Annotated in this window: 15 protein-coding genes; 7 read left to right on the top strand and 8 right to left on the bottom strand. The window is 42.8% G+C overall.

Annotated elements, in window-relative coordinates; genetic code table 11:
* Positions 1-219: 219 nt before the first annotated feature.
* The 6 genes from EO95_RS03435 to EO95_RS03410 all read right to left on the bottom strand — a co-directional run bounded on the left by EO95_RS03435 (position 220) and on the right by EO95_RS03410 (position 8,066).
* A complete protein-coding gene (locus tag EO95_RS03435) occupies positions 220-1,383 on the bottom strand; it encodes a glycosyltransferase family 4 protein (protein ID WP_048132179.1) in 1,164 nt (387 codons plus the stop codon).
* 389 nt (positions 1,384-1,772) lie between these two features.
* Positions 1,773-2,813 (bottom strand): DUF4921 family protein, encoded by a 1,041-nt coding sequence (locus tag EO95_RS03430; RefSeq protein WP_048132177.1) that lies wholly within the window; start codon positions 2,811-2,813, stop codon positions 1,773-1,775.
* A gap of 29 nt (positions 2,814-2,842) precedes the next feature.
* Complete coding sequence (locus tag EO95_RS03425) at positions 2,843-4,669, bottom strand: glycosyltransferase family 4 protein (protein ID WP_082105913.1); 1,827 nt, start codon at positions 4,667-4,669, stop codon at positions 2,843-2,845.
* Between the two features lie 409 nt (positions 4,670-5,078).
* Positions 5,079-5,885 carry a DUF1638 domain-containing protein gene (locus EO95_RS03420; protein ID WP_048132175.1) on the bottom strand — a complete coding sequence of 269 codons (807 nt, stop codon included), beginning with the start codon at positions 5,883-5,885 and terminating at the stop codon, positions 5,079-5,081.
* A 349-nt stretch (positions 5,886-6,234) separates the two neighbouring features.
* On the bottom strand, positions 6,235-7,074 hold the full coding sequence (locus tag EO95_RS03415; protein WP_048132173.1) for a DUF1638 domain-containing protein: 840 nt from the start codon (positions 7,072-7,074) through the stop codon (positions 6,235-6,237).
* Positions 7,075-7,235: 161 nt separating this feature from the next.
* The gene (locus EO95_RS03410; protein WP_048132171.1) at positions 7,236-8,066 is read right to left on the bottom strand and encodes an ABC transporter ATP-binding protein; all 831 of its coding nucleotides are present in this window, start codon (positions 8,064-8,066) and stop codon (positions 7,236-7,238) included.
* Between the two features lie 593 nt (positions 8,067-8,659).
* Between EO95_RS03410 and EO95_RS03405 the strand changes: the two genes are divergently transcribed.
* Entirely contained in the window at positions 8,660-9,016 is a 357-nt protein-coding gene (locus EO95_RS03405; protein ID WP_048132168.1) for a hypothetical protein, read from the top strand.
* Between the two features lie 174 nt (positions 9,017-9,190).
* On the opposite strand, the gene EO95_RS03400 is transcribed toward EO95_RS03405, so the two are convergent.
* Entirely contained in the window at positions 9,191-9,685 is a 495-nt protein-coding gene (locus EO95_RS03400) for a GNAT family N-acetyltransferase (protein ID WP_048132233.1), read from the bottom strand.
* A gap of 253 nt (positions 9,686-9,938) precedes the next feature.
* On the opposite strand from EO95_RS03400, the gene EO95_RS03395 reads away from it, so the two are divergent.
* Entirely contained in the window at positions 9,939-10,658 is a 720-nt protein-coding gene (locus EO95_RS03395) for a DNA alkylation repair protein (protein ID WP_048132166.1), read from the top strand.
* 610 nt (positions 10,659-11,268) lie between these two features.
* On the opposite strand, the gene csa3 is transcribed toward EO95_RS03395, so the two are convergent.
* The gene (gene csa3 / locus EO95_RS03385) at positions 11,269-11,871 is read right to left on the bottom strand and encodes a CRISPR-associated CARF protein Csa3 (RefSeq protein WP_048132162.1); all 603 of its coding nucleotides are present in this window, start codon (positions 11,869-11,871) and stop codon (positions 11,269-11,271) included.
* A 173-nt stretch (positions 11,872-12,044) separates the two neighbouring features.
* On the opposite strand from csa3, the gene EO95_RS03380 reads away from it, so the two are divergent.
* From EO95_RS03380 to cas5e, 5 genes are read left to right on the top strand one after another with little or no spacing between them, the layout of a single operon-like run.
* Positions 12,045-14,798, top strand: coding sequence for a CRISPR-associated helicase/endonuclease Cas3 (locus tag EO95_RS03380; protein WP_048132160.1), 2,754 nt, complete (start codon positions 12,045-12,047; stop codon positions 14,796-14,798).
* A complete protein-coding gene (gene casA / locus EO95_RS03375; protein WP_048132158.1) occupies positions 14,795-16,411 on the top strand; it encodes a type I-E CRISPR-associated protein Cse1/CasA in 1,617 nt (538 codons plus the stop codon). Before EO95_RS03380 ends, casA begins: the two co-directional genes overlap by 4 nt.
* An 18-nt stretch (positions 16,412-16,429) precedes the next feature.
* The gene (casB, locus tag EO95_RS03370) at positions 16,430-16,936 is read left to right on the top strand and encodes a type I-E CRISPR-associated protein Cse2/CasB (protein ID WP_048132156.1); all 507 of its coding nucleotides are present in this window, start codon (positions 16,430-16,432) and stop codon (positions 16,934-16,936) included.
* Positions 16,937-16,969: 33 nt separating this feature from the next.
* On the top strand, positions 16,970-18,061 hold the full coding sequence (gene cas7e, locus EO95_RS03365; RefSeq protein ID WP_235282842.1) for a type I-E CRISPR-associated protein Cas7/Cse4/CasC: 1,092 nt from the start codon (positions 16,970-16,972) through the stop codon (positions 18,059-18,061).
* Between the two features lie 22 nt (positions 18,062-18,083).
* Positions 18,084-18,356: a type I-E CRISPR-associated protein Cas5/CasD gene (cas5e, locus tag EO95_RS03360; protein WP_048132155.1), complete on the top strand. Its 273-nt coding sequence runs from the start codon at positions 18,084-18,086 to the stop codon at positions 18,354-18,356.
* The last annotated feature ends 20 nt before the right edge of the window (positions 18,357-18,376 follow it).

Genomic DNA, 18,376 nt, shown 5'->3' with positions numbered 1-18,376 from the left:
AAAATTTAGCCAGGTCTGAAATATATACTTAAGAGGCACATTCAACTTCATAAATGTGTGATAAAATTATTGTATATTTTGCTGGTTGGAAAATCCTTCCTTGAATTTGAAGAGGGTACTATAATCTCTTCCTCTTCAAATTTTTTTAAGTACTCATGTTTTTAAGCATTCGGGTTTTTTAAGTACTCATATTTTTTAAGTACTCATATTTTTAAACATTCAGGTTTTTTCGATTACTTTTTCATATACTTCAAGGGTTTTTTCAGCTATCGTTTCCCAGTTGTATCTATTTTTCAGGAGTTCGTACCCCTTCTCTCCCATCCTGTTGCGGCCCAGCCCCTCAAGTACATAGTTGAGGCCCCAGGCAATTGAAGAGGGCTCTTTATGAGCAATGATTCCTGTTCTGAAGTTTTCAACAAGAGCGACTGCATCGCTTGCAACCACAGGCTTTTTTGCATCCCATGCCTCAAGCACAACTATCCCGAAGGGTTCGTTCCGGCTTGGGACACAGACAAGGTCACAGGCGTTGAACCAGTCTATGACAGTGTTATCCGAGGCGTACCCAAGGAAATTGCAGGAGTCCCCTATGCCAAGCCGCTGAGCCTGGTTTTCACATTGAGCCCGCATATCCCCTTCTCCTATGAGTACAAACTGGGCATCCCTCTTCCTCAGGACTTTTGCTGCAGCTTCGACGAGCAGATCAGGTCCTTTCTGGTAGGACATCCTTCCGGTGAAGAGCACTACAGGAAGGCATGGGTGGATTCCGTAGTTTCTCTTTATTTTTCCAGGATCAACTTCCCTTTTTATTTTTCCCACATTTATTCCATTGGGGATCTCCCAGAGCTTATAATCGGGAATTTTGTATAAGTGCCTGACTTCTTCTTTCAAAACAGTAGATGTCGTAATTATGTCGGAAGCTTCATACCCTCCAAGCCATTCCCTGTGCGAAATCTCTTTTGCTTCCCACCAGTCCCCGTGAAGGTTTCCGTTGCGCCCCCATTCCGTACTGTGGAAGGTCAGGACGAAAGGCAGTCCAAACTGGGCTTTAATCCGGCAGAGGACGTTTACAGGATGCCAGTCGTGCCCGTGGAGAATATCAAACTCTCCTGCCTCTTCACGCACGTCCAGAAACCGGCAATACATAGCGTCGCACATCCTGTTCATCTGCTCCACTATTCCCCCAGTCCGGTCACATGCAATTCTGTGGTAGTGGACTCCCCTGATTATTTCATCATTGTTTTCAAGGCCTCGGGTAAAAAGATGAACCTCATGACCCTTAGCTGCAAGAGCCTCAGAGAGTTCGGATACATGGGGAGAAATCCCTCCTACACGTATCGAATACAAACTTTCCCAACTAAACATTCCTATTCGAATCTTTTTCATAGACTCACTCATTCCTTTTTGTCAAAGTGAAGGACATCACGGTTACTAAAAGTTCCAGGCTTCCCCCAGCCTGTGCTGTTCAAACCCTTCAGCTTATCGGGTTAATATATATTTTTCCAGATTGATAAACTCAGGTTACTCTTTTCCTGCTGTAATTTCTCTGTACGTATTCCCCTTAAACCCTTCACGTACCTGTTCTGAACAGGAATTATCTAAATATGCCTGGTCTACAGGACAATTTTCGCATTACGGATGCATCTCTATACTTCCCTAACTTTATTCCTTTTTAATTGTACATAAACATATCTCCGGTTTATTCCACCTGTTTTTCACTGGAAACTTTCACTTCAGTTGTTTGTTTTTCTCTCCCTGATTTATCCTGAGACAACTCATTTAGCCCCCCTCAGGTATGAGGCTGCCTTTTCCGGAGAAACAGTATTGATATAAATTCCGGTATTCAGTTCGAACCCTGCAGTAGTGGAGATCCGGGGCAGCAGCCTGAGGTTCAGGTGGTACTCCGGAGTTTCAAAAAGCTGGTAGAACATATGGTTATAGGGCATGTTTCCGAGTACTTTTGCATAACTCCTGAGGACAGTTCTCAAAATCTCACCGAGGGCAAAAAGAAGCTCCGGACTAAAATCCCCAAGAAAACTTATATGCTCTTTTGGAAGGATCCAGACTTCAAAGGGCCCTATTGAATAGTAAGGGGCAAAAGCCACAAACTTGTTATTTTCATGGATAAGGCGTGATGAGGCTTTTTCTGTTTCAAGGAGAACGCAGTAAGGGCACTTTTCTCCTTCTCTAATAACCTCCAGTTCCTTTTCCAGAACCGGAGGGCAAACCGGCAGGGCGATGAGCTGGCTGTGTGGGTGGTCCTGGGAAGCGCCTGCGGCTTTTCCAGAGTTTTTGAACAGGGAGACATAAAGGATTTTTTCATGGGCTGCGTAATGACAAACCCTGTCCTTATAGACCCTCATAAGCCCGGATATTTCAGTGTCGGAGAAGTCCTTCAGGTTTTTCCCGTGCACAGGGGACTCTACTATCACCTCATGGAAACCGGACCCCGGGAAAACTTCAAGATCTTTTCCGTGAAATCGGGGGGACGGTGGCGCAGGAGAAGGCGCAGGGGAAAGTGCAGGAGAAGGTGCAGGAGAAGGTACAGGAGAAAGTGCAGGATAGAGGTTTGGAAAACAGCGAAAATCCCAGTCGCGTACTCTATTTTCCCCTGTATCGGCAAAGACCTCCCCATTCTTATATACCGCAGTTGCAGGAGGCGTTTTTTCTTCATTTCCCCCGCAGAACACGCAGCTTTCAGGAGCGCTTTTTTCGGAACCTCCGGCTGCCCCTGCAAAATCCGAAGGTCTTTTAGCCCTCTCTTCAGCAATTATGCAGTATTCGGGGAGAAAATAATGCTTTCTGATTTCTGACATTTTCGGAAAACCTCAACTCGTTCCGGATTTCATTTTTTCTCTTTCCCGGAGACTTCATTTTCCTGCATACAGAAGCGTGCCCCGCTTATCAGTTCATAATACTGTTCTGTAGGGTTTTCCCAGTCCATATCCTTTGCAAGGAGAAAAGCTTCCCTGCAGAGAAGTTTGTATTTCACCCGGTCGTCTACGAAATTTCTGGTAAAGTAACTGACTGCCAGGGCGTAGTCAAGGACTGTCTCATAGTAAGAAAGGTCTATGTTGTCTACCACTATTACTCCACCAAGACCTTCTACCAGGGACTCAATAGTTTTTATGGCATCACTGAAACCGCAGACCCGGCTTACCACGCTTGGGGTCCCCTCTCTTCCGGCTTCAAGCCCCGTGAGCAGGAACGGGTCGTAGCGGGAGGGAAAAACTCCGGCACAGCAGCCTGCCATAAAGTCCCTCACTCCCATTCCCAGCCCTCCGTCCTCTGTTGAGATAATCTGGGGGTAGAGAACCGCTGCAACTGAACGCTTTCCCCTTACCATCTTCGGGAAATCCAGCCCTCTCTCCTCTATCATCTGCTGAAGCTTCAGCTCGTTTCCTACAAGTACATCTTTTGGCAGGTTTACCGGAAACCCTTCCGGGAGGTTATTTTTTGGGCCTTCTGCAGCTACAAGGAAGCAGATTACCTTTATTCCCTCTTCCATATGCCCTTCCAGGATGCTGTTCCTTATTACATGCTCGAGAGCCACAAGGGAATCTAGAAGGTCAGGGTATCCTTTGTTTTCGACCTCTATGCGGGAGATTGTGAAAATGGGAATGATCTTTTCGGGTTCGATCTTTTCCCCTCCGTGATATCTGTACAGGTTTTCGGAAAGGAAATTCTGGATCTGTCCGAGGCAGCGTTCTTTCCGGTTCCAGTCTATTTTTTCGGACGCTATGGTTATCCCGTTTCTGATGACAATCCCGTTAATCCCGTAAAAAAGTCTGGCTTCCTGACGCGTAGATTCCCCTACTGCCGTAACCGTGTCTGCGTACAGGGCAAGGGCTTCGAGGGAGGAAAGGTTTTCAGGCACACCGGGAGGCCATGTACTGTCATTATTTCTTCTTTTTTGAATGGAGTTATATCCGGCAGCCCTGCCAGGAAGGGTAGCATGCAGGGTTGCGACAGTATTTATCGGGACTCCCAGTTTCTTAAGTCTCGCAGGCGCATAAAATACCCCGAACTCATGGCAGTGCAGGGAAACTCCGGGACAGGGAATTAAATTTTTACCCGAGTCTGCCTCTTCTGCCCAGGTGTCGGCAGTTTTGGGAGCCGAACTTACAAGGAGCCGGATAAGCTCGGAAATCGAATGTGAAAGAGAAAGGTAATGGGTATATTCCGCGCCATTTGGCATGCTTTCATATCTCAGGGAGTCAAGTCCAAGGAGTTCATAGGCTTCGGTTTTTACCCTGCTTTCGAGAGTCATCTCTTTTCCCATATATGCTGAGCGGATTTTTCCAAAATCAGAGGTCTGAAATTGCAGGTAACCTATCCGGGTTTTCCCTACCATTTCTTCTCCTGTGAAAACTTTAATGCCTTCGTTTTCAAGGGCTTTCAGATTTTTCTCTAGCTCTCCGTCAGAGCTGAGAGGATCAAGCCCGTTCATATCCGTAATCCTGCTCAAGCCCCGGTTCCAGTCCGCGCCCCTGTGCCCGAAATATGGCCCTGCAACAAGGATTTCCGTGTCTTCTTTTGCCTTGAGTTTTCCGGAGTCAAAGAGAGCCGCAAGGCTATGTGCCTCTTCATTAATGACGTTCCAGATCCCGCCCATTTTGTTTGATGCAGGACCTGCCTCTTCTCCGGCAATTATAATGAAATGGTTTCCCAATTCCTGAATTCCCCCTCAGGTCTTTTGCAGTTAAGATTTCGTGTCCTTTTTTTGCCTTTGAATATTAATACTTATAAATTGATAAAGGAAACTGGTTCGGATGGTAAGACGGAGAACATAAGGTGATAAGTGTAAGACCGAAAACTGTAAACTCAATATAAGTTCCAGAGCCGATCTAAAACTCTTTTCTAAGGATTTCGACCGGCTATTGGTTTTTGCTCAAAAGAAAGGCCGAACGAAAGAAATACTGAATAAAAGAGAGAACGAAAGAAATACTGAATAAAAGAGAGAACGAAAAAATAAATAAATAAATAAATAAATAAATAAATAAATAAATAAATAAATAATTTAATAATGAATAATTCAAGGACTTGTATGAGGCCGGAAAATAAGCTTTTCAGACCCCTTTTTAGGCATGGGTGTGAGGGCAGGCATCGAGCACTGAAGCTTTTGTTCTTGCGTAACAATTATCTACAAGCTGCAGAGTCCCTTCGAGGTCTGTAACCTCAAACTCAAAGAGGGTAGAGAATTCCTTTACACAGGCATCAAAGTCTTTTTCATAGGCAAGGCCTGTATTTAATCTTGCAACTTTTTTGTAACCCGCATAGTCAAAGACAAACTTTGACATCTTAATATCATCCGGGTTCTGGCTCAGGCCTGCAGTCCGGATCATTTCCCTCCAGTTCACAGCCCACATGGGGGTCATGAAAAAGGTCCCTACTCCTCTGCAGTTTTTCAGGGCTTTGAGGTACTGTCCCCTGCCTCCGAGTACAGCCCCGATGCAGTCATCCACGATTTCTCCGTTTTCTTCTTTGAGGATGCAGACCTTGCAGTCCAGGGCTTTGAAGTCTTCTTCAATGTTTCCGAGCACGTTTCCGCAAAGCCCGTAAAAGAGCAGGACTCCATCCGAGCGGGGAGCCATAAGTTCTACTTTCGAATAAACGGTTTTTTTAAGATTTTCAGGGATTGCGTGCAGGGCAAGCTCAAGCATGTATACAATCAGGGTTAAACCTCTATCTTCACCTGCCGATTTTTCGGGAATTTCTTCAAGGGGGAGAGCAGTGTGTGCAATTCCTGCTTCGGCCATCTTTCTCGTGATACCGCTGCAGTCTTCGTTTTCCACTACGAGCACTTTTCCAATCTCAGGGTCGTTTTCAAGAAGGTGCATTATCTCGTCTTCGAACATCCTGCACCCTATTATGGTCATTACTGGCATGTTTAATTCCTCTGGCATGTGCAACTCATTGTATTCTCATTTTGAAAGCTGGCAGGGCGGCCCCTGAGGGATTTCATGTAATATCCAGAATAATGTTCTTAAAAATTATATTCTTAAAAAAAATCATATAATCAGGGTTTCTACAAATCAGGTTTTCTACTAATCAGGTTTTCTACAAAGCTATATTTTTACTTTTAAAAATATCCAGTTATTATTTTCAGTGCATCCTTATATGCCTGAGCGTTACTAAAATGCACTAATTAAACATCTGGTATATTTCAATAACTTGACGTAATGCCTTCCAGATAATTTCAAATTTCAAAAAAGTTAATAGTTTTTGAGTCAATCCTCAGGTACTAAAACTCTTTAAGCTCTTTTTGAACAAAATATTTTCAGGCTTTAAGTGGGGCCTGAGCAGCATATTTTGCATTAGACTGTACGATTGTTGCGCTGTTTCAGTGCTACCTTCAAATTCTATGACTTCGAAACCGAAGTTAAGCGCAAATTCTTCTATTTTTTTCTCAAAATCGGGTTCATAGGAAATCCCTGTGTCGACCTTTGCAACTTTTCTATACCCGAGTTCTCTCAGGTTTTCAGGGGTGAATTCAAAACCCGAAAGCAATTCATCATCCACCCCGAAAGCGTTTTTCCAGTTTAAGGCCCACATGGGAGTTAAGAACAATGTATCACTGTGGCTTTTCAGAATTTCCCGGTAGCGAGAACTGCCTCCAAGGGCTGCTGCAATGCAGTCTTCAAGGGGTCTGGCCGGTTCGCCTGTGCTTCTGTCCTGCAGCAGCTGTAGAGAGCATCCGGTATGCGCAAAATCTGTCTGCATCCGGGAAAACGCATGCCCGCAGAGCCCGTAAAAAAGGAGGATCCCGTCTGCAAACCCGGACATCAGGCTCAGGTTTGTATATGTTTTACTTCTGAGCCTTGAAGGGTTCATATGGAGCCCGATCTCCTGAAGCTGAACAATGACGCTGAATTCCTCACTTTGCTCCAGGCAAGCCCTGATCTCGTAAACAGGCAGGACCACTGGCTCAAGCCCCTGAGCTTCAAGTTTGTTCAGGAGGCCGATGTTTTCTTCGTTTTTTACGAGGTAAATTCTTTCCACTTCAAGGTCATTTGAAAGCACATGAACAATTTCATCCTCGAAGATCCTGCAGCCTATTATGCCCATCACTGTCATGATATAGACTTTATCCGGGACTATTAAAGAATATCCTTATCGGGAGAGCTAATAACTCTTAGTGGAAAACGTGGGTTTTTAAATTTTGAATCCCTTTCCTCTGTCCCGGTAAGCTCTGGAAAGGGTGGATTTTCAGGGCTGGAACCGGAATATGCTTTTCTTCAGCTCCAGGTCTGGTAGTAACCTTCCTTTTCCAGGACTTTTACGGAGAGGGAAAAAAGTTCAGAGAGGTTTGCATCTGTCAGGACTTCCTCCTTTTTCCCATCCCTGAAGACTTTCCCTTCCTTTATGAGGACTACACGGCTGATTTCGGGAATGACATCCTGCAGGTTGTGAGTGACAAGAATCACACTTTTGCCTGAATGCGCAATTTTCCGGACACTTTCGCGGAAACTGTGAAGGGCTTTTAAGTCAAGGCTGTTTGCAGGCTCGTCCAGGAAGAGAGCCTGCGGGTCGTGCACAAGAGCCCTCCCTATCAGAACTTTTCTTGCTTCTCCTGTGGAAAGTTCGCACATCGACCTGTCTGCGAGGTGGGAAATCTCAAGGAACTCCAGAACTTCCTCTGCGCTGGCTTCCATTTCAGGGGTCACTTTGTGGTTGTAATATATGCCTATGCTGCTGAAAAACCCGGAGAGTACCACATCAAGGACCCGGATCTGGCGGCAGCAAGTCTGCTGGAGTTCCCCGGAGACTATCCCGAGTAGATTCCTTAGCTCAAAAACATTCCAGGTCTCCTTACCCATGATTTTCAGTACGAGCCCGTCGGCTCCTGCCAGTGGGTGGTACTCTTTTGTTAATGTCTTTATAAGGGAGGACTTGCCGGAGCCATTGGGCCCGATAATTGCAACGTGTTCTCCGGGCTTGATGGAAAGGGATACAGAGTCAAGGATCTTTTTCCCGCCTCTGACCACCGTAACATTTTTCATTTCCAGCAGGGAGGGAAAGTTCTCCATCCCCGGGTTTTGTAATTGTTCAGCCAATTGTTCAGCCATTAGTATCATCTTTTAGTTTGAAATCAGATTTTCAGCTCGTACTTTAGCCACTTTCAGCCCGTACTTTAGCCACTTTCAGCTCGTACTTTAACCGTTATTTCCAGCAGGGTGCTCACTTCTGGATTTTGCGGGATCACTTTTTACTGGAATTATCTTTTCGTCGGAGTTTTCCTTTTAGTCGAAATTCTCCTTTTTATACCTTTTCCATACTTGCAACATATTCCTTAACTTACCGACAAACCTGGCTAGAAAAATTCATCCACGTCATATATTGGAAACGTTGGGTATCGGTTAGAAACAACATATAAAATTTATTTACAAACAATATCAGGAGCCTTTATTTTTTCTTTTTTCGTTTCAGTTCTAATAAATCCTGTTAAATAAATATTTGCCTGTTTATTTGCTTATTTAAGTTTGTTTAGACTTTCGTTCCATATTCGGTAGCCTGTAAACTCATTAAATATTCTTAAAACCAGTTACGTCCCCCTTCCTAAAATTTGTAAACCTCTATCTTAGTTTCTTACGTTTATATAATCTTATAATCTAAAGTCGCTTTAACCGAAAAACAGAGAAGTACTTGAGGGGGGTTTTTGTTGAAAGTTAACTATATTCGGAGTTCGTTCAGGTCTTTTCTGTACGATATCCGGTTTATCATCCTTTTCTATGTGATCGGAGACTGGGCCTCTACCTTTTACGCGCTGCCGTTCGGCGCAGAATATAACCCTGTTCCTGCAATGATCCTGGAAAAGTACGGAATTTATCATCTCCTGCTTATCAAAATTGCATTTGTCGTTTTGCTCTTTTACGTAGCACCGATAATAAAAACGTCAAAGGGACGCTGGGCTCTCACAAAACACATAATAGAATCCGTAGGTATCCTGGTAACGATAAACAACCTTATGGTAGTCTGGTACGGAGTCAGCCTTATAGAAACTGTGGGGCTGGTCTGAGTTTTTACAGACCCTCCGAATTCAGGCCTTGTTTCCTCCTTTTTTATTTTTTTCCCACTGGTCGTTCCGAACTCTATTTTTACTGCTCACCTGTTGCTGCCCTGTTACTTGCCCGCTGCTTACCTGCTTCTCACCTGCTTCTCACCTGCTTCTCACCTGCTGCTCACCTGCTGCTCACCTGGTTTTGGCATATACGAAGCAGTCATAATACTCTTTCCTTATCCTGTGGATCTTTTTTGCGACCCCTTCTTTTTCGTATCCGCACTTCCGGGCAACCTGCTCACTTGCGAGGTTTCGAATATCCATCAGGATAACAATCCTCTGTAATTTCAGTTCGCCAAAACCAATTTTCTCAAGCTGCTTTACAGCTTCGGTTGCAACACCCTTCCCCTGGTAAGCGTTATCCACAAGATAACCGATTTCCCCCGTCCACGGCCTGTGCTGGTCTATCCTGATCCCGCAGATTCCTACAAGTTTTCCGTCAAAAAGAATTGAATAGTTGTGTTCAAAATTGGTTTTCCGTTTTACCTCGTTCAGATTCAGGAATCGCTTTTCATCCTCAAGGGTTTCGATCGGGATTTCTATAAACTCAAAGTCCGTGTGTGTGAGAATTTCAAAAAAACGCTCGGCATCGGAAAGTTCCTGAGGGCGAATCTTCACTTGAGGCATGATGGAAAATTGAGCTTTCCTCATGAAAAATGTTTTTAACGCCTTCCATTTTTCTTTCCGGATTTTTTTCCAGATCTTATTTCAACAGATCTCTTTTCAACAGATCTCTTTTCAACAGATCTCATCCGGATCAGTGTACCTTTTATCCGGATCAGCGTACCTTTTATCCGGATCAGCGTATCTTTCTCATATCTGACCATTTCTCGTGCCTGAAAAACAAGATATAAGTAAACCTTTGATTTAATACAAAACTGTGCAAACCGATGTCGTATCCAGGGTCAGGAAGGACTTAGCCGGAAGCGTTGACGAAAATACAAAAAATAGTTGTTCCCGCTTTTTTAAAGAGGAAGTGAAGTGCTATGGGGTTAAGTCTTCCGTTGTCGGAAAAATCGCAAAGGACTATTTTAAGGAATTGAAAAATGCAGGGCAGGCGGACAAAAAAAATATATTTTTCCTGTGTGAAGAACTCCTGCAGTCGGACTACTGCGAGGAAGCCTATATCGCCTTCGAATGGGCATACCTGGTAAGAGCCGAATACACCGAAGCCGACTTCTCTATTTTTGAGCACTGGGTCGAAAACTACGTTAACAACTGGGCGAAATGCGACACCCTCTGCAACCACGCGGTTGGCTCTTTTATCGAAAAATTCCCACCTTATATTGAAAACCTCAAGCTCTGGACCCAATCGGACAACCGCTGGCTCAGGCGTGCGTCCGCAGTAACGCTTGTCCTGCCTGCAAGAAAAGGCCTTTTCCTGCCGGAGATCTTCGAAATCTCAGACCTTCTCCTCACAGATAAAGATGACCTCGTCCGGAAAGGCTACGGCTGGATGCTGAAAGAAGCCAGCAAACCCCACCTGCAGGAAGTCTTCGATTATGTCATGAAAAACAAAAAAGAAATGCCCAGGACCTCCCTCAGGTACGCAATCGAAAAATTCCCTGAAGACCTCCGGGCTAAGGCTATGGAAAAATAAGCTGCGGAAAAATGAGTTGTGGAAAGTTAGGCTGTGGAAAAATCAAAAATGAAAACAGGAAAATTGCGATTGAATATTTTGTTAATGAACAGGCGATACAGAACAGAGCAGAAAGAGCAGACTGAGAGAAGAGTAGACTGAGAGAAGGGCAGACTGAGAGAAGAGCAGATTGAAGGCTAAGAAATTTTAAGGGAGTAGGGAGTTTTTCTGATACAGTACCCCCATACTGCATCTTTGAACTCCTTTCTCCCCCATATTTCTTAGTTTTCTTGTTCCCATATATTTTGCCGGCAGTCTGGTCTGCAGGCGGATCCATTTGTGCAATCTTTGTCTGTCTGCCAATTAATTGAATGTCTTCACAAGTATTTTTTTCTATTTGCTCAGTAATAAGAACAGTTTAACACTACCTAAGTTTTAATGAGAAAGTTTACCCTCTCTCTTCTCTTTCTATGCTTCCCCCGAGAATGTAATGTGTCAGAGATTCTTTATTTTTATTTTTGGAGATAAAATGTGAATATTTGAGAATTGAGGGGAAGGAGTAGATGGAAAATGCTTTGTTTTCTTAAACTTCCAGGCTTTTTGATTTAATTCTTGTATTTTATCCAGGCGGTTAAATCGAGGCAATTTTTCCTGCATCGGTTATTATGTACCCATTATCCCCGTCTGCAATATACCCCATAGATTTGAGTTCCCTGAGGTGGTTGTAAGTCATCCCTTTAGAAATTCCGGCAGTTACCGCAATCTGAGAGACTGCAGAAACCCCTTTCTGGATCTCTTCAAGTATCAGTTTCTTTGTTTCCGAGAGGTTGAAGCTCAGCACCGGAAAGTCAATCATTAAACTGTCTTCCTCGGTCACGTAAACGATTCTCTGTACCATATCATTTCTTGCATATGCCCCGAAAAGAGCCCCAAAAGCCTGCGGCTTCCGGCCTCCAGAAACATTGACAATGACCTGGTTGCCTCTATCGTGTTCTTTTTCAATCAGTTCGGCAACATCTTTTGCGACCCGCACAGTATCGTAAACTGCAGTATATTTCTTCTCAACTTCGAGCGCATTTTTAAAGGTCTTCTCAATCATTTCCTCGGATTGCAACTTCTTATCACCGGCTCCTTCCTCTGATAACAGTATAATCTTCGAAGGGGAAAGCCGGGTCACACAGATAATTACAGGTTCAAGAGCGTAGATTGTGGAGATGAGTGTGAGTTTTGGCATTAAATGATTGTATTGTTTGGTTCGGTTATATGTTTTACTATGTGAGGTATAGGTTAGTTAATACTATTCATTCATTAATATAATTAAAATTAAAAACGTATATATATGATGTTAATAATGAACGTTTAGGGTTTACTAGTTTAATTTTAATTTGAAATAATTCTGATGATAATATGGACAACTCATGCAATAATTCAATATTTTATAATTGGGGAAAATCAGGCTCTATTGAAGAAGATGAGCATAATTATCACTTACTTGTATATCACTGTCTGGATGTTGCAGCGGCTGGAAAAGTACTCTTAGAAAAAGATACTTTACTCACTGAAAAGTTTATTCGGATAACGGGGCTCAACAAAAAAAGTGTTCTTTCCTTGGTTTCTTTTTTCCTGGCGATACACGATCTTGGTAAATTTTCGGAGAGATTCCAGAATCTCAAGCCCGAGTTATTGAGAACCCTTCGTGGTCACGATAGTGACAAAAATTATACCCTTCGTCACGACAGTATGGGATTTCATCTATGGGACAGAATATGGAATAAAGTATGGGACAAAAATAATCTTCGTTTAGATAAGATCGAATATGATGTTTCTGATTGGGCACTTGTAATTTACCCATGGATTAAAGCAGTCACAGGCCACCACGGTAAACCTCCTGAATATAGTATTCATGGTGTTCCCGTAAATCCCAGGGAACTTTTTACAGAAGAAGATACTGAAGTTGGATATTTTTTTGTGGAGACCGTTTCTGAATTATTTTTAAGTTCAGATTTCGATTTTACTGTATATTCTGACGAAGAAGGAGATCCCTTTGATAATTTGATCTCCGGGTTTAAGAAATCTTCATGGTTGCTAGCGGGCCTAACAGTATTAAGTGACTGGATTGGATCAAACAGCTATCACTTTAATTATATTTCAGAGCCGATATCTCTCCATAAATACTGGGAACACGCCTTAATAAAAGCAGAGCAGGCACTTTACGATTCCTGGCTACTTCCTTCATGTGTTTCATTAGAAACTGGAATTGAATCTTTATTCACAAATATTCAAACTCCGAGTCCGCTTCAATCATATGTTTCAACGTGCGATATTGAGCAAAACCCTCAACTTTTCATTATTGAAGAAACAACTGGAAGCGGAAAGACAGAAGCAGCTTTAACTCTGGCTCATCGGATGATGTCAAGGGGGCTTGGAAATGGTGTATTTATAGCATTACCTACAATGGCGACATCCAATGCTATGTATGAAAGGCTTACAGGAGTATACAGGAAATTCTTTCTCCCAAATTCTTCGCCTTCCCTGGTTCTGGCTCACAGTAGCAGTTATCTTTCGGATAAATTCCGCAATTCCATTGGATTTTCTAACACGGGAGAGGATAGCGAATCATACTGCAATAATAAATCAATAAAAGATGAAACAATCTCTGCTCAATGCAGTCAGTGGATAGCTGACAATAGGAAAAAAGCCTTGTTAGCAGACGTAGGTGCCGGGACTGTAGACCAGGCAATAATGGCAGTTCTTCCTGCATATCACCAGTCATTGCGTATTTTGGGTTTGACCCGAAATGTTCTGGTAGTGGATGAAGTCCATGCTTACGACCCTTACATGCACGCTCTTTTATGTAATTTGTTGGAAATGCATTCTTCTCTTGGTGGAAGTGCCATTCTTCTTTCAGCAACCCTTCCCATGAGACAGCGGCAGGAGCTAGCCAATAGTTTTTGCAGAGGATTGGGGGTAGGATGTAAAGAACTCAAGAATACAGATTATCCTCTTCTAACTTTTGCAAGCAAAACCGATGCTATGGAAACTCCTGTAAACATACGTGAAGGAACAGATAGAACAATCGGAATTGAATTTTTCAATGAGCTAGAGGCAGTAGAAAATAAAATTGTTGATCTCTCTAGAAAAGGAAGCTGTGTTTGCTGGGTACGAAACACTGTTGATGATGCCATTGAAACTTATCAAAGGCTTGTGGCGATCCTGGGTGAAGAACAGGTTGATCTTTTTCATGCCCGTTTTGTTATGGGAAATCGTTTAAAAATCGAAAATCGTGTAATGAGTTACTTTGGGAAAAACTCCACTGAAGAAATACGCAGTGGTAGAGTTCTGATCTCAACGCAGGTAGTTGAGCAGTCATTAGATCTTGATTTTGATTATCTAATAAGTGACCTTGCTCCTATTGATCTGATTATCCAAAGGGCAGGTAGGCTTCAAAGGCATCCGGAACACGGTATAAATAGAGTGCCGATACTCGGAATTCTTGCTCCCGAATTGACTGAAAATCCTTCGAAAAACTGGTACTCAGATGTGTTTTCAAGAGCTGCTTTTGTGTATCCAAATCATGGGGAACTGTGGCTTACAGCTAGCTTACTAGCAGAAAAAGGAACAATTACTGTCCCAGATGATTTAAGATTATTAATTGAAGGAGTTTTCAGTGAAAAAGCCTCTGAGAATATTCCAGAGAACTTGAAATCTTCAGCTGAAGAATCAAAAGGGAATTCAATGGCCAGCAAATCACTGGCTAATTTAAATTCTCTTAACTTTGAAGCCGGATACCAAAAATCCCCTACGCAGTGGGTTGACGAGGTCATAACCCCAACACGCCTTGGGAGAGAAACAGTAACTCTTCGACTCGCAAAATGGGATGGAAAATCTCTAACTCCTTTTTTTGAAAACGGGCGATATTCGTGGGAGTTGAGTCAAGTCAGAATAAGCAAGAATAAATTCAAGACAGTCAATTATTGCAATATACCAGAACTGAATGTCGAGAAAGTAATTGACTCTATGCCTGACAAAGGAAAGTGGTCTATTTTTGTTCCGTTATCAGAGGTAAATGGTGAATGGATGGGTTATGCCACAGATGAAAAGGGGAATCACATTACACTGATCTATAATCAAAAAACAGGTTTAAGCATTCAGAAAGAATGACGGAGGGATTCACGGCGTTTAATCTTATTTATGAAAAATGGATACCTGTTCAAAGAAAGGACGAAACTAAAGTAACGATTGCCCCCTGGCAAATTACAGAAGGTCTCGGATCAGGAAATCCGATAAGCGAACTTGATGCACCCCGACCAGACTTCAATGGTGCATTGATACAGTTTCTCATAGGGCTGGTACAAACAACTATGTCACCAGCGAATGATAGGGCCTGGAAAAATGTGCTTAAAAATCCTCCATCTCCGGAAGATATGAAAAACACCTTTGAAAAAGTGGCTCATGCTTTTGAATTTGATGGAGATAATGCGCGGTTCATGCAGGATTATGACCTTTCTGAAGGCGCAGATAACCAGGTAGATAATTTGCTGGTAGAAATGCCAGGTGAAAACACGATTAAAAAGAACGCAGATCATTTCCTTAAAAGAGATTCTGTTAAAAAAATGTGTTTTCCTTGCTGCGCTACTGCTCTTTTCACACTTCAGACAAATGCTCCTGCCGGAGGTCAGGGAAACAGAACCTCTCTTCGGGGAGGCGGCCCTCTGACAACTATCGTAAAGGGAAATAATCTGTGGGAAACTATCTGGTTGAACATTTTGGAAGAAGAATCTTTCAAAAATTTGGGGGATACAGAGAAGAGTAATTTAGTGGACATATTCCCATGGCTTGGACCTGCACGTACAAGTGAGAAAAACCAAAAAGTAACTTCCTCAGATGTCAATCCTAAACAGATGTTCTGGGGAATGCCTCGCAGGATAAGAATAAATTTCGATACACTTGAAAGTGGAATCTGCGAGATCTGTGGAGGAGAATCTCATTATCTGGTAGCGGACTACATTTCTAAAAATTATGGAATTAACTATGAGGGAGGATGGCGACATGTCTTAACCCCACATACAGAGGATAAGAGGGGTATTCTACCAGTCCACCTAAATCCAGGGGGAATCAGTTATCGCCACTGGCTCGGCCTTATTCAAAATGATGGAGACGGAAATAAACAGCCGGCATTTATTGTTGACAAGTTTCGTGATAGACAGTATAATTTCAATTTATTAAGCGAAGTCTTCAATCACAGTCCCTCAATCTGGGCTTTTGGTTACGATTTTGATAACATGAAAGCTCGCTGCTGGTATGAAAGCCAGATGCCGCTGATAATAGTGAATGAAGATATCAGAGCAGAATACGAAAATGTAATTTCTCAGTTAATTAAGTCGGCAGAAATTATTGCAGGAAACACCAGAAGCTGCATAAAAGAGGCTCTTTTTAGATATTCCGGTAATGTGAAAGGTGATCTTTCATTCATAGATAGCAGATTCTGGAAAGATACTGAACCCGAATTTTATAAAACTCTGCATGAATTGCATGGTCTTCTGGATAAAGGAGAAAACACTGCCGAGTTAAAGCTCAACTGGTTGAAATCTCTGACAAAAACATCTTTCAAATTATTTGATGAGTATTCTCAGTTAGATTTTATAGGCACCGCAGATCCCAAACGTATTTCACTTGCTCGTCGAGATCTCGGGAAGTACAACTCTCCAAAAGGACAAAAACTGAAAACGATTCTGGGTTTGCCTATAGAAAAATCTACTAAAACGATGAAGTGAGGTTGGAGTGATAATAATATGGAAGGTAAGAGAAATTTACTATTTTCTTCAGATCCAAAAGCTCGCCAGGTATTGTATGAATGGTGGAGTGGGCTGGATATGAGCAGAGGGGATCGAGCAGCATTGAGGCACTGTCATGACGTAAATGAAGTTGTTTTTACTCCTTCTTTCCACCGGCTCAGAAAAGATCTGCTGGGTGAGTTTTATGTAAATCCGGAGTCTCTGGCAGCAGTAGCCGGTGTACTTTCGCATGTGAAAAATAATGATACCGGTTCAGATTTTGCAGTGCAAATGGCTACCCCTTCCTCGGGAAGTTCAAATGCGCGGGTAAGTGGTTTGAGATTCAGGAGATTGCTTATTATTGAAGACAGAAGAGAACTTTTTACATCAATGATACGTACTGTTCGGCTTCTTGATGGCACTGCAAATATCTTCGATCTTGCATACAGCATCTACTGGTGGAATGAATTTACAAAGAAACGATGGGCTTCTGATTATTACACCAAGTCACCTACTGAAAATTAATGATGGGTTCTTAAACAATAAATGGAGGAATAAATGATGACAAACTTTGTACAGCTACATATTCTCACCTCGTATCCCCCTTCGAATCTTAACAGGGACGACCTTGGAAGACCAAAAACAGCCGTAATGGGCGGAACCCAGAGATTGAGAATTTCATCTCAGAGCTTAAAGAGAGCCTGGAGAACTTCGGAACTCTTCCGGGAAGCTCTATCAGATCACATGGGAGTTAGAACAAAAGAAATGGGGAATTTTATTTATAAAGCTCTGATTACAGGATCAAAATTGACTGACATCCTTAACAATGGCTCTCAAGCTCCTGCAATATATCCAAAAATGGATGAAAAGAAAGCTGGAGAGGTCACAAAACAGATTGCAGGAGTTTTTGGTAAAATGAAAAAAGAAGGATTTGAGATCGAGCAGCTTGCTCATTTCAGTCCTGAAGAGACAACAATTATTGAAAATCTGATCGCGGACATATCCCAAAATGGCAGAGAATTGACAAAGGATGATCTGAACATTTTGAGGAAAGATCACGCGGCAGTTGACATCGCGATGTTTGGAAGAATGCTTGCAGCAAATACCCAGTATAATATGGAGGCTGCAGTTCAGGTTGCTCACGCAATAACTGTCCACAAAGTTTCAGTAGAAGATGATTTCTTTACGGCTGTTGATGACCTTAACAATGGAGAAGAGGATATGGGTTCCGGTCACCTTGGAGAAACGGAATTTGCAGCCGGGCTTTTTTACATTTATGTGTGTGTAAACCGTGATCTCCTGCAGAAGAACCTGAATGGGGATGCAGCCCTCACCCAAAAAGCGTTAAAAGCACTTACAGAATCAGCCTTGAAAGTTTCCCCTACAGGCAAGCAGAACAGCTTTGCTTCAAGAGCCTATGCTTCGTACGTACTAGCAGAAAAAGGAAGTCAACAGCCCCGTTCACTATCAGTTGCATTCTTGAAATCCATGGAAGATAAGGATCTTTTAAGAAAATCCATTGAAGAACTCGGGACTACAAGGGAGAAGATCGAAAACGTCTATGGAGAATGCTGTGAAGATAAGGTTGAGATGAACACATACACTGGTGAAGGGTCCATTAAAGATATCCTCAGCTTTGTAGAAAATTGAAGCTGTGTGGAAGGGGAACAATATGAGAAACTACCTTCTTTTCCAGCTTTATGGGCCTATGGCTTCCTGGGGTGATATTGCAGTGGGAGTCAATAGACCCTCATATGATCATCCTTCGAAGTCGGCAATAATGGGCTTGCTTGCAGCAGCACTTGGAATACGGAGAGATGAAGAAGAGAAACATCGAGAGCTTTCAGAGTCATATAATTTTGCTGTAGCTGTGCATTCCTCCGGGACTTTTTTGAGGGACTACCATACCTGTCTCTTATACACATCTGACGCTGCCGACGAATAGAGAGGTGTAGATCTCGGTGG

This window comes from Methanosarcina sp. 1.H.T.1A.1 (genome assembly GCF_000979295.1).
Classification (GTDB): domain Archaea; phylum Halobacteriota; class Methanosarcinia; order Methanosarcinales; family Methanosarcinaceae; genus Methanosarcina.
This window is presented reverse-complemented; position numbering and strand designations above follow the sequence as displayed.

Excerpts from the sequence above, each read along its gene's own strand:
- EO95_RS03420 (WP_048132175.1), bottom strand. The coding sequence starts at position 5,885 with ATGCCAGTAATGACCATAATAGGGTGCAGGATGTTCGAAGACGAGATA.
- cas5e (WP_048132155.1), top strand. The coding sequence starts at position 18,084 with ATGAGAAACTACCTTCTTTTCCAGCTTTATGGGCCTATGGCTTCCTGG.
- casA (WP_048132158.1), top strand. The coding sequence starts at position 14,795 with ATGACGGAGGGATTCACGGCGTTTAATCTTATTTATGAAAAATGGATA.
- casB (WP_048132156.1), top strand. The coding sequence starts at position 16,430 with ATGGAAGGTAAGAGAAATTTACTATTTTCTTCAGATCCAAAAGCTCGC.
- EO95_RS03415 (WP_048132173.1), bottom strand. The coding sequence starts at position 7,074 with ATGACAGTGATGGGCATAATAGGCTGCAGGATCTTCGAGGATGAAATT.
- EO95_RS03410 (WP_048132171.1), bottom strand. The coding sequence starts at position 8,066 with ATGGCTGAACAATTGGCTGAACAATTACAAAACCCGGGGATGGAGAAC.
- EO95_RS03435 (WP_048132179.1), bottom strand. The coding sequence starts at position 1,383 with ATGAAAAAGATTCGAATAGGAATGTTTAGTTGGGAAAGTTTGTATTCG.
- csa3 (WP_048132162.1), bottom strand. The coding sequence starts at position 11,871 with ATGCCAAAACTCACACTCATCTCCACAATCTACGCTCTTGAACCTGTA.
- EO95_RS03400 (WP_048132233.1), bottom strand. The coding sequence starts at position 9,685 with ATGCCTCAAGTGAAGATTCGCCCTCAGGAACTTTCCGATGCCGAGCGT.
- EO95_RS03380 (WP_048132160.1), top strand. The coding sequence starts at position 12,045 with ATGGACAACTCATGCAATAATTCAATATTTTATAATTGGGGAAAATCA.
- EO95_RS03430 (WP_048132177.1), bottom strand. The coding sequence starts at position 2,813 with ATGTCAGAAATCAGAAAGCATTATTTTCTCCCCGAATACTGCATAATT.
- cas7e (WP_235282842.1), top strand. The coding sequence starts at position 16,970 with ATGATGACAAACTTTGTACAGCTACATATTCTCACCTCGTATCCCCCT.